The organism is Pseudothauera hydrothermalis (genome assembly GCF_003345255.1).
Classification (GTDB): domain Bacteria; phylum Pseudomonadota; class Gammaproteobacteria; order Burkholderiales; family Rhodocyclaceae; genus Pseudothauera; species Pseudothauera hydrothermalis.
Map to the genome: position 1 here is coordinate 2,603,716 of NZ_CP029331.1, position 14,561 is coordinate 2,618,276.

Consider the following 14,561-nt stretch of genomic DNA (forward strand, 5'->3'; position numbering starts at 1 on the left):
TTGCTTGCCGGCTTGTGCGCAACGAGCCGATCGGTGGCAGGTTGCGCCCCATCCGATTCTTCCAGGCGAATGGGAGTGAGCCCCTTGGCGCGTAGCTGACGCAGGGCAGCTTCACGTCCGGCAGCCTCGACCGTGCCGTCGAGCATCTTGCCGGCCGCGTCCGCGGCGCGGTAGATATACTCAGGCATTGTTTTGGTCCTGGGTGACGCGCAGCAGTTCTTCTAGCGAGGTGGTTCCGGCAGCGACCTTGCGTAGGCCGTCTTCGTACAAAGTCAGCATCCCGCCTTGGCGTGCGACGTTGTGTAGCGTGGTGGCATCGGCACCGGCCAGGATGGCTTTGTGGGCCGCCTCGTCCATGATGAAGAGTTCATGGATCGAGGTACGCCCGAGATACCCGGTGTGCTTGCACCGCAGACAACCGACCGCGGTATGGATGGTGCGCTGACCTGGCGGCAAATAGCGGTCCAGCCCGGATCGGGCAAGGGCCTCCGATGGCAGTTGCACCGGTGCTTTGCAGTGCGGACACAACACTCTGAGCAGGCGTTGAGAGAGCACGCCATTGACGGTGGAGGTAATGAGATAGCGCTCCACGCCCATGTCCTCGAGCCGGGTGATGGCCCCAGCCGCGGTATTGGTGTGCAGCGTCGACAGCACCAAGTGGCCGGTCAGCGACGCTTGAACGGCGATTTGCGCAGTCTCGGTGTCACGCATTTCACCAATCATGATGACATCGGGATCTTGCCGAAGAATCGAGCGTAGCGCGTGCGCGAAGGTCATACCGATCTGTGCATGCACCTGAACCTGGTTGATGCCGGCAAGCTGATATTCCACCGGGTCTTCGACAGTAATGATTTTGAGCGCCTCGGCGTCGAGTTTGGCCAGCGCAGCGTACAGCGTGGTGGTTTTACCCGAGCCGGTCGGACCGGTCAGCAGCAGGATACCGTGAGGGCGATCGATGAGTTGGCGAAAACGCGCCAAGGTGTCGGGCGAAAACCCCATGTCCTCGAGCTCTAGCCGGATGCTGGCACGGTCGAGCACGCGCATCACGACGCTTTCACCATGCACGGTCGGCAAAGTGGATACGCGCAGGTCAAGCTCGTGACCCTTGACCCGGTTACGGATGCGCCCGTCTTGCGGTAGCCGGCGTTCGGCAATGTTGAGATGGGCCAGCAGCTTGATGCGCGAGGTCACAGCCGCAGCAAGCGCAGCGTCAGCCACCTCAGCCTTGTGTAAGACGCCGTCAACCCGGTAACGGATATGAAGGCCGTCTTCGTAGGGTTCGAGATGGATGTCGGAAGCACGTAAATCGATGACTCGGGAAATGATCTGATTGACCAGACGAATGACCGGCGCTTCGGAGGCCAGATCTTTGAGATGCTCGACAAAGTCGCTGTCGGCCCCGAAGGCGCCGGCTTGGATGCCTTCGTCGTCTTCTTCGGTCGTTTCAGGCTCGGCGTAGAGGCGTTCCAGCGCGACCTGCAGTTCGCTCTCCAGCGCAAGACAGGCTTCGATTGTGCGCCCGGTGGCCAGCCGAAGCGCCTTGAGTAAAAAGGCATCCTGCGGCACGGCCATCGCAACCACTAACGTGTCCGCACGCAGTTCGAGCGGCAACACCCCGTGCGCAAGCAGATAGTTTGGCGCCAGACCCGGCACGTCGACCGGCAAATCGGGGAATTCCGCTGCACCAACCAACCGCAGTCCTAGCTGTTCGACCAGGGCGCGGGCGACATCGGCTTCCGAGACCAGACCCAACCGCACCAGAACGCGGCCGAGCAAGTCACCCATTTCTTGTTGGGCGGCAAGCGCTTGCTCCAGATCGCGCGCCTCGAGTTTATTCGCGCGGACGAGGAGCGCGCCAAGCCGCGGCCTTGTTTCAGCGGCGGACTGTTGAAGGTCAGTCAGAGGGGATTCAATCATGAAGGCCGAAATTGCGCTTTTGGCAGTTGCAGTTGGTGCCGGAGTTTACCGCGAAGCCCGGGCCGCCGGTGGCGATCCTTGGCTTGGCAGCCATATTTGGTGCCCTTTGCTCTCATGTGCTTTTGGTGCTCGGACCGACAGCCCGGCAAGTCGCTCACCGATCACCGGCTTCAAGGCCGTGGCAACAGATCTCGCGGCCTTGACACGGCTGCGGGGTCTGCAGCGCACCGATAAGCATAAACACGCGTCGTGCAAAACCATAACGTGCCAGCGCACCAGACATGATGGTACGCATTCGGCGCCAACGCGAAGGCGCAGCCAGACCGGTCTCGAGCACTGCGAGCGCTTCACGCCATGAGGACGCAAGCTGTTCCGATCCAAGACGTTTGTGCAGCGCCTTGCCCTGCGCAATTGCACCCCAATATTGCAAACGGGCGTGACGGACAAGTCGTGTGGGATGAGTGAGTAGGTCAACGATGCGGCGTCGCACCGTGGATGCGCCGACCAAATTACCGCCATGCTGCCGATAGCAAATCAGCGCCTCATTGACGGTCAGCACCTTCCCGCCAGCCGCTGCCAGCGTCAGCAACCACCAATCGTGATGGGCAATACACTCGGGAAAAGGCAGTGCCTGCCAAGCCAGCGCTCGATTACCCACCATTGCACAGCCCGGAACAAGGTTGTGTAGCAGCGCAAACACCGTGGCAGCTTGACTCGGCTGGCCCACCGCAGTGGCCGCAAAATGCGATGGAGCCAACTGTCGCCCGTGCTCGTCGATCCAATTCAGATCCGAAAAAGCCAAATGCGGCTCCGGCGCAGCGATATAGTCTTGCATTGTGCTACGCAGACGCTCGATTTTGTACGGATGCCAGATGTCATCCTGGTCGCAGAGTGCAAACCACTCGCCGCCTAAGGCAAGAAAGTTGTGCAGTAAAAAGCCAAAGTTTGCGGTTGCACCAAGCCTGACGGATGGGCGTTCGATGATGATAATGCGCGTGTCGACTGCGGCGTACCGATGCAAGATGGACAAAGTGTCGTCGTCACTGCCGTCGTCGCTGACCAGTAGCCGCCAATGCGGGTCACTTTGGCCCAAGAGACTGTCGAGCAGATCGGACAGGAAGCGTTCGCCTCGATAGGCGGCCAACAAGATGTATAGCACCGGTATCCGGGCGATCATGCCATCGCCCGCAGAATGCGGCTGTTGGCAGCATTCACGTCGAAAGCCTGTTCGGCAAATCGTCGCGCAGCGCATCCCATTTCGAGCACCAAAGCCGGCTCAGCAACAAACCGCAACATGCTGTTGGCAAGTGCCTTGGCGTCGCGCGGCGGTACGATAAAACCGGTTTGGCCATCGATGACTGCATCCTTACAACCCGGCATATCCGTGGTGATGACCGGGCGGCCCATGGCCATGGCTTCCTGGATAGTACGGGGTACGCCTTCGCGGTACCACGTCGGCAAAACGAATACGCTCGCCTGGGCGATCCAGGGTCTCACATCATCGACGTGTTCTTGCCATTCGATCACACCTTCCGATGACCATTGGATGAGTTCGGCGTGGGACACTGAACCGGGATTTTGGTCAGGGCTACCCAACAAAATGAAGCGGGTTTCGGGGTGCAGCGCTTTCACCATTCGTGCAGCCTCGACATACACGCGTACTCCTTTTTCTACGAGTAGCCGCGCCGCGAGGATGAATACGAGCGGCTTGACCACGGGCGAGGCCGGAAAAAAACGATCCAGATCAACCCCGATTGCGCCCACACACTCAACCTGCTCGGCCGAGACCAGGTTCAAGCCAAGAAACATGGTCGCATCTTCGCGGTTGAGAAACATGACTTTACGCACCCCCGCCAAGCCGATGCGATAAAGTAGGACAACAACCCATCTGAGCATGCGACGGCCAAGCGCAGCCTTACCGGGCGGGTCCGAGAACACATACCCGGCACCTTCCACCATCGCATAACGACGCGATACACCAGCCAACCGCGCGGCAAGGCCACCATAGATCACAGGTTTGATGAAATAGGCAAAACTGCAGGTAGGACGCAAGCGCCGCAACAATATGACCAAGCGAACCAGGTCAAGTAAATCGCGCACCGGTTGGATGCCCGCCCGCCCCAGGCTGTAGTCGAGCGGCTGAGCCCCGTGCGCGGCGACCCTGGCGCGCGCGGTGTCGTCATAATCCGGTGCCAGTGCGACAACGCGCCAACCCAGCTCGACCCACCGTCGGATCAGCGGTCCGCGGAAATTCCAAAGGGAAGCAGCCTGACTGGAAATCACCACCAGCAAAGGCTTTTCGGACAAACCGCCCGCGCTATCTGTAGACAAGTCCTTCGCCCGCAAGAATCTGCACCGGTTCGCGCGTCTCCAAGCAAACTGCGGTGAGTTTTTCACCCCAGATACAGCCGGTATCGAGCGCAATCAGGTTTTCGGTGATCTTGAGTCCCAAGGCGGACCAGTGACCAAAAACAACGGTCACATTTTGACTGCGTCGGTCGGGGTGATCGAACCACGGGATATGGCCGTAAGGCGCTTTTTCAGGTACGCCCTTTGTATCGAACTCCATACGCCCATCGCGCGAACAAAAACGCATGCGGGTCATTGCATTGACGATCACCCGGAGCCGATCCCATCCGCGCAACGCCGGATCCCAGGCGCGCGGGCGATTGCCCCAGAGATGCTCAAGAAGCTGCCCCCAGTCTGGACCTGACAGCATACGTTCAACCTCTTGGGCGAGCGCACGCGCCTGCTGTGCCGACCATGCCGGCAAGAGCCCTGCGTGCACCAACGCAAACCCGTTTTCCAGATGCATCAGCGGACGTTGTCTGAGCCATTCGATCAAGTCGTCACGATCCCTCGCTTCGAGCACTTGCTGCAAGGTATCGGCCCGCTTGCGAACGGCTGCGCCGGAGCGCGCCAGTTTAAGTAGATAAAGATCGTGATTGCCCAGCACCACGACCGCCGATTCGCCCAGACTGCGGACAAAACGCAGGGTATCCAGGGACGCTGGCCCTCTGTTGACCAGATCGCCCACAAACCACAAACGATCCCGGGACGGATCGAAACGAATTTTGTCGAGAAGCTCGCGCAGCTCCCTGTAACAACCCTGCACGTCGCCTATCGCATATGTCGCCAAGCCCAAAACCTCAAGCTTTTAGTTTGATCGGGTCAGCAACCAGCACAGGACACGGCGGGTTATACGGCTGATATTCCGGCACCCAGCGACGCAGATCGCGGCGCACATGGTCGTCGGACAGTGGACGGCTTGACTTGATCCAGTTGATCAGCGCACCGAGTTCGAACCCTTCGGGCAGCACGGCGCGTGCGATGCGCAGCTTGGGATGATGCGTGGGGCGGGTGCGTTCGGCGTCGGAGAGCACTTCTTCGTAGAGCTTTTCACCCGGGCGCAGGCCGGTGAAAACGATTGGGATTTCGTCTTCGTTGTAGCCGGACAGGCGGATCATGTCACGCGCCAGATCGAGCACGCGCACCGGTTCGCCCATGTCGAGCACGAAGATTTCGCCCCCCTCTCCCATGCCCGCCGCTTGCAGAACGAGTTGCGCGGCTTCGCTGATGGCCATGAAGTAGCGAGTGATTTCCGGATGAGTCACGGTCACCGGGCCGCCGCGCTCGATCTGGGCTTGAAACTTCGGTATGACGCTGCCCGCGCTGCCCAACACATTGCCAAAACGTACCATCTCGAAGCGGGTGCGTGGCGCGCGCTGCTGCATACTCTGGCAAATCATCTCCGCCAGGCGTTTGCTGGCCCCCATGACATTGGTCGGGTTGACCGCTTTGTCGGTGGATACCAGGACGAAGCGCTCTACAGCGCAGGCGGCAGCGGCTTCGGCCACTACCCAGGTGCCCAGCACATTGTTGCGGATGGCCTGCCAGGCGTTGCGCTCTTCCATCAGCGGCACGTGTTTGTAGGCGGCCGCATGAAAGACGATGGCCGGGGCGTGGCGCTCCATGACTTCGGTCACGCGCCGACGGTCTTTGACATCGCCGGCAAGGCACACCAGGTCGATTTCGGGAAAGAGTTCGGCAAACTCCTCGCCCAGCGCATACAACGCATATTCGCTGAGTTCAAAGGCGATGATCTGCGCCGGGGCAAAGCGTGCGATCTGCCGGCACAGTTCCGCACCGATGGAGCCACCTGCGCCGGTCACCATGATCACCCGGCCGCGCAGCATGTCGCGCACTTCGGGGGTATCGATACTGACCGGTTCGCGCCCGAGCAGGTCTTCCACGTTCAGACGGCGCATCTGCGACAGGGTGTCATGACCGGCAATCAGTTGTCCGAGGGCGGGCAAGGTGAATACGCGCACCCCTGCGCGAATACAAAGATTGGCCACACGCCGGTGCTCGGCGCGGCTGGCCGCAGGCATGGCGATGATGGCGTGGCGCACTTTCAGCGCCTGCGCCCAGTCGCCGACTTCCTCCAGCTCGCCCAATACGCGCACACCATGCACTTCGCGATGACGCTTACGCGGGTCATCGTCCAGAATGCCCACCACATGCCATTCACGTGAGCGGATCAACTCCCGGACCAGATTGGCCGCCTCACGTCCGACGCCCAGTACCAGCACGGGTTTGCCGACCGCGCGCAGTGCGCCGAACTCCCGGTGTTCTTTGAGGACCCGATAGGCCACCCGTCCGCCCCCCATGATGACGGCAAGCAGCAACGGGTAGAGCAGCAACATACTGCGCGGCACCAGCGGTGAGGGGTAGAACATCACCGCGCCCACTGCCACCGCCAACACGCTGTAGCCCACCGCCCGCGCCAAGCGCATCAAATCGGGCAGGCTGGCAAAAATCCAAATCCCCCGATAAAGCCCCGCGGCGCGAAATATCACCGCCTGCACCGGCAGCAAAACGACCAAGCCCAGGCCCATCAAGCGCAGGTACTCGGCATCGAGTTCGCCATTGAGACGCAGCAGGAAACCGCCCACCCATGCAAGCACCACCGCCAGCAGGTCGAAGGCAAAAACCGCCAGGGAGCGCCAGTTTGCAGGAAGACGATAGTTCATGATGCGTGGCATTTTACTCCAAGCGCGGTGCCGGCTGACGCTTGCCAAGCGCATGGGCGCGCCAGCGCCGGTCCACCCACAGTCCAAGCACTGCCAAAACAGCCATCCAAAACGCAAACATCCAGGGGCCAAGCGCAGGCGCGGCACGCAGGATAAGCACTGCCAGCGCTGCTCCAGCCAGCATGAGCGCTATCCATTGCTTGCATACCCGGTCATGCCGGCCGTCCATCAACACCATGCGTTGGTAATAATGCTCCCGATGGGCCTGCCAAACCCGCTCGCCGCGCAGCGCGCGGCGCAGCAGCGTAACCGTGGCGTCGGCAAGAAATGGGGCGAACACGATCGGCGCAAACCATGCGGGCCAAACATGTTGGAGCACGCCATATACCCCGAAAGCCCCCGCCATGAAGCCCAGCGGAATGGCGCCGACATCGCCCGCAAAGATCTTCGCCGGGTGCCAGTTGAAAGACAAAAACGCCAGGCTGGCGCCGACCACCGCTACACAGACGCCGGCCAGTTGGTCATTTGCCGCCTGCGCCAGCACCAGGGCATACGCGCCGAAGCCGACCGCCGCCATGCTACCGGCCAGACCGTCGGCGCCGTCCATGAAGTTGTAAGCGTTTGTCGCCCACGCAACGATGAGGATGGATGCGCACCACTGCCAAAGCGGCAGATCGCTGGTGAACTGGCTGAGCACATAAGCGGCTACGCCCAGATGTACCGCCAGCCGCAGCCAGAACGGTAGCTGGAAGGCGTCGTCGAGCATGGATACCAGCGCCAGCACGATTATGGCCAGCGGCCAAAAAGCCGGGACACCCAAATACAAACTGGCGGTCAGCGCCGCGGCGACGATCCCGAGGCCGCCGCCGTGCGGCACCGGCACTGTATGCAGCGATCGGTGCCCAGGTTGATCCAAGCCGCGGCGTGCAAACAATAATCGCACCCGCACAACCAGCCAGCACAGCGCGGCACCGCCGGCAAAAAGAAAGATGATCTCTTTCATGGTTGAATGTCTGCCAATCCCAGCATTTCGGCAATGCCTTGCGCCAAGTCGACCCGCGCCTGCCAGCCCAAGTCATTGCGGATACGCTCACTGGCGTAGCATTCCGCATCCAGTAGTCTGCTGACCACCTCGCCATTGAGCGACATGCGGCGCCCGGTCAGACGTCCGACCCCGTCGCCCAGCGTGCCAGCAACGCGCAACAAGCCTGCCGCAAGCCCCCGCCCCAGTGGCGACATGCCGAGTGCTTGGCGAATGACATCTTGCATTTGGCGGGCGGAGTAGGCCTGCGGGTGCGCCACGATGTAGCGCTGGCCGGCTGCACGCGGATCGACCAGCGCGGTTTGAATAGCGCCGACGGCGTCGGCCACATGGAGCAGCGAACGCGCCGCCGCCGAGCGTGGCAGCGGCGGAAACCAGCCGCCGCGTATGGCCGCCGCCATGCGCTCCAGATTGCCGCGTCCGCCGCACCCGTAGGTCATGGCCAGACGTAGCACCACCACACCCATCCCGGTGCGCTGGCCGCAGGCCAATAAAGCCTCCTCGGCCATGCGCTTGCTTTGCCCGTATGCCCCGTGGGGCGGAATGGGGCAGGATTCGTCATACACCGCGCGCCCGTCATGGCCGGCAGCTTTGACGCTGGACAAAAACACCAGGCGTGCCACGCCCTGCTGAGCAGCCAATTCGCCCAGGCGGACGCTCGCCTCGAAATTGATCTTGCGGTGCAACGCATCCAGTTCTGAGCCGTGGGTATCGAGCGCGTGCGCAATACCGGCGCAATGCACAACGGCGTCCACACCGCGGCAGGCGCGCCGCAAACCTTCGGCATCGTCCAGATCTGCCGATATATTTTCCACCTCAGGCAGCGCGCGAGCGTCTCTGACCAATGCACGGACGAACACGCCTGCCGCAACCAGTTGGGCGACCACACGCCTGCCGATGAACCCGGACGCGCCGGTAACCAACACCTTCATGCTTTGCGCCCCGCGCTAAGAGATGAAAACGCCCGGCCGCCAACGCCAGGCGAGACAAGGGTGGCATTGTCGCACGCCGCAGAAAGCTGCCAACACCGCCTATGGCACACCGCGTAGGGCATCTGCCGGGCGACCGGTATACTTTTTGCCCCGCACTGCCCATTCACGCCATGCCTGTTCGCCTGTTCTATTCCTTGCTGTGGGTGCTCGCCCTGCCGCTGGTGTTGCTGCGCCTTGTCTGGCGCGCACGCCTTCAGCCCGATGGGCTGCGCCATCTGGGCGAGCGCTTTGGGCGCTATCGTCCCCACCCTGGCGGCCCGCTGATCTGGGTGCATGCGGTTTCGGTGGGCGAGACCCGAGCCGCCGAGCCGCTTGTGCGCGCTCTGCTGGCGCGCTGGCCTACGCATCGCGTGCTGATCACGCACATGACGCCCACCGGGCGGGCCACCGCTGCGGCATTGTTTGGCACCGATGCGCGGGTGCTGCAAGCCTATCTGCCTTATGACCTGGGTCCGCTGGTCGCCGGTTTTTTGCGGCATTTTCGCCCGCAAATCGGCGTCATCATGGAAACCGAATTGTGGCCCAACCTGCTGGCTGCCTGTGCTCAGGCCAGGGTGCCGGTGGCACTGGTCAATGCGCGTTTGTCCGAGCGTTCCGCGCGGCGCTACGCGCGCTGGCCGGCACTGACCCGCGCCACTTTGAGCGCACTGCAGGCCATTGGCGCTCAGACCACGGACGACGCTGCCCGGCTCGGCGCGCTGGGTGCCCGCGCCGTGGTACCCACCGGCAATCTCAAGTTCGACATCCTGCCGCCTCCGCCGCAGCTTGCGCTGTCGGAGGGTTTTCGTGCCCGTATCGGCGCACGGCCGGTGATTCTGGCTGCCAGCACGCGCGAAGGCGAAGAGGCGCCACTGCTCGACGCCTTCCTGCGCCATGCGCCGCCCGATGCCTTGCTCGCGCTGGTGCCGCGCCACCCCAAACGTTTTGACGAGGTGGCAGCGCTGGCTGCCGCGCATGGCCTCACCGTGCAGCGACGCTCGGACGACTGCGCGGTAGGGCCAACCACGCGCGTGTGGTTGGGCGATTCGATGGGAGAAATGTTCGCTTACTATGCGGCTGCCGAGGTGGCGCTGATCGGCGGCAGTTGGCTGCCTTTTGGTGGGCAGAATCTGATCGAAGCCTGCGCAGTCGGCACGCCGGTGGTGCTCGGCCCGCACACTTACAACTTTGCCCAGGTGGCCGAACAGGCCATCGCGGCCGGCGCCGCGGCACGCGCTGGCGATGCCGACGCCGGCATGCGGCTGGCGGCGGACTTGCTGGCCGAACCGGCGCGGCGTCTTGCGATGGGAACGGCAGGAAGGTCCTTTGCCCAGGCGCACCGCGGCGCCACCGCCCGGACCATGGCTTTGCTCGAGCCGCTGCTTACTGGGTTGCCAACAGCGCGTTGAGCTGTTGCAGATCCTCGTCGCTCAAGCTTCCCGCTGCGGCCTTGAGTTGCAATTGCGCAATCAGCGTGTCATAGCGCGCACGCGCAAGCCGCTGCAAGGTATCGGCCAGTTGGCTCTGCGCATTGAGTACGTCGATATTGATGCGCACACCGACTTCATAACCCAGCCGGTTGGCTTCCAGCGCCGAAGTCGACGATAGCTTTGCCGCTTCCAGCGCATCGACCTGGGCCAGACCGCTGGTGACGCCCAGATACGCCTGGCGGGCGGCCAGCGCGGCATCGCGCCGTGCGGCATCGAGCTCGGCATCGGCCTTGAGCTTGAGCGCGGCCGCTTCACGCTCGCGTGAGGAAATGCCGCCGCCGGCAAACAGCGGAACGTTCAGTTGCAGCCCAATGGCGCTTGCCTCGGTCCGTGTGCTGCCCTGCACACCTTGGGTGAAACCGCTGTGGCTGCGGCCGTAGCTGGCCACCACATCCAATGTCGGGTAATGTCCGGCGCGACTGCGTTCGACCTCGCGCTCGGCCAGCTCGCGCTGCAATTGCCTGGCCTGCACACCGTAACTGCCTTGCTCGGCGGCGCTCACCCAATCGTCGATGTTGGCCGGCTGCGGCGGCTGCAGTGCCACGCCGGCGCGTAGCCGCGCCAGTTCGCCCGGGTCGCGGCCGACGATCTGCACCAGCGCCTGGCGGCGGATCTCCAGTTGGTTGCGTGCAGCAATCTCTTGTGCCACGGCCAAATCGAAACGCGATTGCGCTTCGTGCACATCGGTGATCGTGACCGTGCCCACTTCGAAACTGGCCTTGGCAATTTCCAGTTGTTCGGCGGCAGCGGTGCGCAATTGGGTGACTGCATCCAGCGCGTCCTGCGCGTTGAGCACATTGAAATACGCTTCGGCCACCCGCAGGATCAACTCCTGCCCGGCTTGGCCGAACTGCACCTCGGCCAGCGCGGTCTGTAACGCGCCCTGGCGATACTGCACCCAGTTCTGCCAGCGGAACAGCGGCTGGGTCAGTTGCACGGTGTAACCGTTGGTGTTGTAGTTGCGCTCGGCGGTGCCAACGGTGCTGCGCACATCGGCCTCGTTCCAGGTGGTTTGGGCCGACAGGCCGACACTGGGCAACAGCCCGGCACGCCCCTGATGGATCTTTTCCTCGCCGGCTTGGCGCTCGGCCCGCGCAGCGGCATAACGGGCGTCATGGGCCTGGGCCATACGATAGACCTCGAGCAGATCGGCGGACCACGCCGAGGCTGACAGCAGACCGGCTACGAGCACCGTGAGGATGGACTTCATGGATGAAAGGCTCCGGGGTCGGTTCAGTATTGCGGCATCTTTGGGTCAACCTGCGCGGCCCATGCCGCCACGCCGCCGGCAAGGTTGATGACCCGATTGAATCCCTGACGCTCCAGAAACATGCACACTTGCGCGCTGCGCCCGCCGTGATGGCAGATCACCACGATCTCGCGCGCCGGGTCGAGTTCCGCAAGGCGTGCAGGCACCGAGGCCATGGGCATGGGCACGGAGCCGTCGATATGGCAATACTGGAACTCCCAGGGCTCGCGCACGTCCAGCAGCAGCGGACGGCTGGCCGGCGGATCGGCCAGGCGGGCGACGAGTTCGAGCGGCGTGATCTGGCGCATGCGCCCCTCAGAAAGCAAAGCTGTCGTGCCGCGGGGCGTTTTTCAGCATCGGCACCAGGGTTTCGAAAACATCTTCGGTCTGGAACTGGCCATTCCCCACGCAGGTGACCAGCCTGCCCTTCATGACCGGGGCTTCGCCGACAAAGGCAAACAGACGCCCGCCGGGCCTGAGTTGCTCCAGCAGCGGGCGCGGCAACATTGGCAGACCGCCGGAAACCACAATGACGTCGTACGGTGCGCGCGCCGCCCAGCCTTGGGCCGCATCGCCTTCTTCGACGATGACGTTGTCGACGCCATAGCGTGTCAGGTTGTCATGCGCCCGGCTCACCAGTTCGGGTTCGATCTCGATCGTGCGCACCCACTCGGCGCGCGCCGCCAACAAGGCGCTAAAATAGCCGGAACCGGTACCGATCTCGAGCACCGAGTCCGACGGTTTGACCTGCACGGCTTGCAGCACCTTGCCTTCGATCACCGGTTTGAGCATCACTTGACCACAACCGATCGGCACTTCGATGTCGGCAAAGGCCAAAGTCTTGTAGGCGGCGGGCACGAATTCCTCGCGCCGCACGGTCATCAGCAAATCGAGCACGGTAGGATCCAGCACCTCCCAGGGGCGGATTTGTTGCTCGACCATGTTGAAGCGGGCTTTTTCAAAGTTCATTGCGGGCTCCCGGGCCTAAATATTAGCACACGCTAATTTATTTGGCGCAGACAAAGGAAAAACTTGCACATTCTATCCCACTCAGAAACGCAACTCGATGCTGGCGCCGCCCGCCCAGCGTCGACCGGGCGCAGCATCATCGCGGTCGCGCGGCCAAAAATGGCCGCCGATCAACTCGCCGATCAGCCAATCGCGGTGACAGCAGCCCCTCTCGGTCCGCCGGTCGATCCGCCACCTGATTCGTATTGACCGACCATCCGGAATCGCCCGGCTCGGCCGCATACGCCCCGACGCTCAACACCCCGCACCACACCCCAAGCAGTGTCGCCCGTTGCATGACATGGTCCCCGCTACCGATTGCGGCACAAAGTATAGGCACATCGCCTGCACGCCCCAACGGCGGCCGTCGTTCTTGACAATGCGCAACACAGCACCGGACACTTTCGGACAATTCTTCTTGAGTCTCCGAACGGAGGGGCGCGCATGTTGCAACTCAGCCTGGAACACGGCCAACCCACCCCGCTGGTGGAGCAAATCGTCACAGGCATTCGCACCCAGATCGAAGATCGCATCCTGCGCCCCGGCATGCGTGTGCCGCCGATCCGGCGCTTGGCCGAAACCCAGGGAGTGAGCCGCTTCACCGTGGTCGAAGCCTACGACCGGTTGGTGGCGCTGGGTTATCTGCGATCACGGCGCGGCTCGGGCTTTTATGTGGCACCGCGGCACGAGCGCAACGAACACCGCCCGGCCGCACCGGTGGACCGGGCGGTGGATGTGGCCTGGTTGATGCGTCAAGCGCTGGACGACCGTCCCGGCCAGCTCAAGGCCAGTGCCGGCTGGCTGCCCTGCGAGTGGCTGGATGGGGACGGTCTGCGCCGCCACTTGCGCGCCTTATCCCGCCGTCCGGACGCACGGCTGACCGCCTACGGCACCGCCCAGGGCTATCTGCCTTTGCGACAGCAGTTGCAGGTGAAATTGGCCGAATTCGGCATCGGCGCACCGCCCGAGCAGATCGTGCTGACCGAAGGCGCGACCCGTGCGCTCGACATCGTTGCCCGCCATCTGATCAAGCCGGGCGACACCGTGTTGGTCGATGACCCCGGCTATTTCAACTTCTTTGGCAATCTGCGCCTGCTGGGAGCCAAACTGATAGGCGTGCCGCGCACCGCCGATGGCCCCGAGGTGGAGGAGATGGAAGCTTTGCTGGCGCATCATCGCCCCAAAGCGTTCTTTACTCACTCGGTGCTGCACAATCCGACCGGCGCCAGCCTGGCGCCCGCCAAAGCCTTTCGCATCCTGCAACTGGCCGACAAGCACGACTTTTACATCATCGAGGACGACACCTACGCCGACTTCCACCCGCACACCGCCACCCGGCTGGCCAACCTGGACCAGCTGAACCGGGTGATCTTCATCGGCAGCTTTTCCAAAACGCTGTCGGGCAGCCTGCGGGTTGGCTTTCTTGCCGCACGGCCGGACCTGGCGGCCGAGTTTACCGATGTAAAGACGCTGACCAGCGTCAGTTCATCGGAATTCAATGAGCAACTGATTTATCAGATGCTCACTGGCGGCCACTACCGCAAATACGTGGAGCGTCTTCAGGTGCGTCTGGCGCAAGCCACCGAAGCCAGCCTGCGGATGCTCCAACGGGTTGGCTATGAGGTTTTCCATGAACCCAAGGGGGGCGTTTTTTTGTGGGCGCGCCCGCCTGGTATCGACGATGTCGCCGCACTGGCCACCCGCGCCGCCCGTGCCGGCATCATGCTGGCGCCCGGCAAAGTCTTCCGCCCGCAGATGCAGGCCAGCCCGTGGCTGCGCCTGAACGTCGCCTTTGCCACCGATCCGCGCTTGGAACGCTTTCTGGCCGAAGCGCGCTGACCCCGGTAGCCG

The 14,561-nt window shown here is 62.8% G+C and carries 12 protein-coding genes; 2 read left to right on the forward strand and 10 right to left on the reverse strand.

From position 1 onward, the window contains the following. Positions 1-180: 180 nt before the first annotated feature. The 7 genes from gspE to DIE29_RS12465 all read right to left on the reverse strand — a co-directional run bounded on the left by gspE (position 181) and on the right by DIE29_RS12465 (position 8,924). Positions 181-1,917: a type II secretion system ATPase GspE gene (gene gspE, locus DIE29_RS12435; RefSeq protein WP_102042638.1), complete on the reverse strand. Its 1,737-nt coding sequence runs from the start codon at positions 1,915-1,917 to the stop codon at positions 181-183. 154 nt (positions 1,918-2,071) lie between these two features. Beyond that, positions 2,072-3,169 (reverse strand): glycosyltransferase family 2 protein, encoded by a 1,098-nt coding sequence (locus DIE29_RS12440; RefSeq protein ID WP_102042639.1) that lies wholly within the window; start codon positions 3,167-3,169, stop codon positions 2,072-2,074. Beyond that, positions 3,091-4,248, reverse strand: a complete 1,158-nt coding sequence (locus DIE29_RS12445; protein ID WP_162860635.1) for a glycosyltransferase family 4 protein — start codon at positions 4,246-4,248, stop codon at positions 3,091-3,093. The genes DIE29_RS12440 and DIE29_RS12445 overlap by 79 nt, the downstream gene beginning before the upstream one ends. Beyond that, complete coding sequence (locus DIE29_RS12450) at positions 4,235-5,056, reverse strand: symmetrical bis(5'-nucleosyl)-tetraphosphatase (RefSeq protein WP_102042641.1); 822 nt, start codon at positions 5,054-5,056, stop codon at positions 4,235-4,237. Before DIE29_RS12450 ends, DIE29_RS12445 begins: the two co-directional genes overlap by 14 nt. 10 nt (positions 5,057-5,066) lie before the next feature. Continuing rightward, positions 5,067-6,950 (reverse strand): polysaccharide biosynthesis protein, encoded by a 1,884-nt coding sequence (locus tag DIE29_RS12455; protein WP_114650331.1) that lies wholly within the window; start codon positions 6,948-6,950, stop codon positions 5,067-5,069. Positions 6,951-6,963: 13 nt separating this feature from the next. Continuing rightward, complete coding sequence (locus DIE29_RS12460; protein WP_114650048.1) at positions 6,964-7,953, reverse strand: MraY family glycosyltransferase; 990 nt, start codon at positions 7,951-7,953, stop codon at positions 6,964-6,966. Next, complete coding sequence (locus DIE29_RS12465) at positions 7,950-8,924, reverse strand: NAD-dependent epimerase/dehydratase family protein (RefSeq protein ID WP_114650049.1); 975 nt, start codon at positions 8,922-8,924, stop codon at positions 7,950-7,952. The genes DIE29_RS12460 and DIE29_RS12465 overlap by 4 nt, the downstream gene beginning before the upstream one ends. A 170-nt stretch (positions 8,925-9,094) precedes the next feature. Between DIE29_RS12465 and waaA the strand changes: the two genes are divergently transcribed. Then, the gene (gene waaA / locus DIE29_RS12470; RefSeq protein ID WP_114650332.1) at positions 9,095-10,372 is read left to right on the forward strand and encodes a lipid IV(A) 3-deoxy-D-manno-octulosonic acid transferase; all 1,278 of its coding nucleotides are present in this window, start codon (positions 9,095-9,097) and stop codon (positions 10,370-10,372) included. Here the strand turns inward: waaA and DIE29_RS12475 are convergent. From DIE29_RS12475 to DIE29_RS12485, 3 genes are read right to left on the reverse strand one after another with little or no spacing between them, the layout of a single operon-like run. Beyond that, on the reverse strand, positions 10,347-11,663 hold the full coding sequence (locus DIE29_RS12475) for a TolC family outer membrane protein (protein WP_114650050.1): 1,317 nt from the start codon (positions 11,661-11,663) through the stop codon (positions 10,347-10,349). The genes waaA and DIE29_RS12475 overlap by 26 nt on opposite strands. Before the next feature lie 23 nt (positions 11,664-11,686). After that, positions 11,687-12,010, reverse strand: a complete 324-nt coding sequence (locus tag DIE29_RS12480; RefSeq protein ID WP_102042645.1) for a rhodanese-like domain-containing protein — start codon at positions 12,008-12,010, stop codon at positions 11,687-11,689. Between the two features lie 7 nt (positions 12,011-12,017). Beyond that, positions 12,018-12,671 (reverse strand): protein-L-isoaspartate O-methyltransferase family protein, encoded by a 654-nt coding sequence (locus DIE29_RS12485; RefSeq protein ID WP_102042646.1) that lies wholly within the window; start codon positions 12,669-12,671, stop codon positions 12,018-12,020. Positions 12,672-13,154: 483 nt separating this feature from the next. On the opposite strand from DIE29_RS12485, the gene DIE29_RS12495 reads away from it, so the two are divergent. After that, positions 13,155-14,549, forward strand: coding sequence for an aminotransferase-like domain-containing protein (locus tag DIE29_RS12495; protein WP_114650052.1), 1,395 nt, complete (start codon positions 13,155-13,157; stop codon positions 14,547-14,549). The last annotated feature ends 12 nt before the right edge of the window (positions 14,550-14,561 follow it).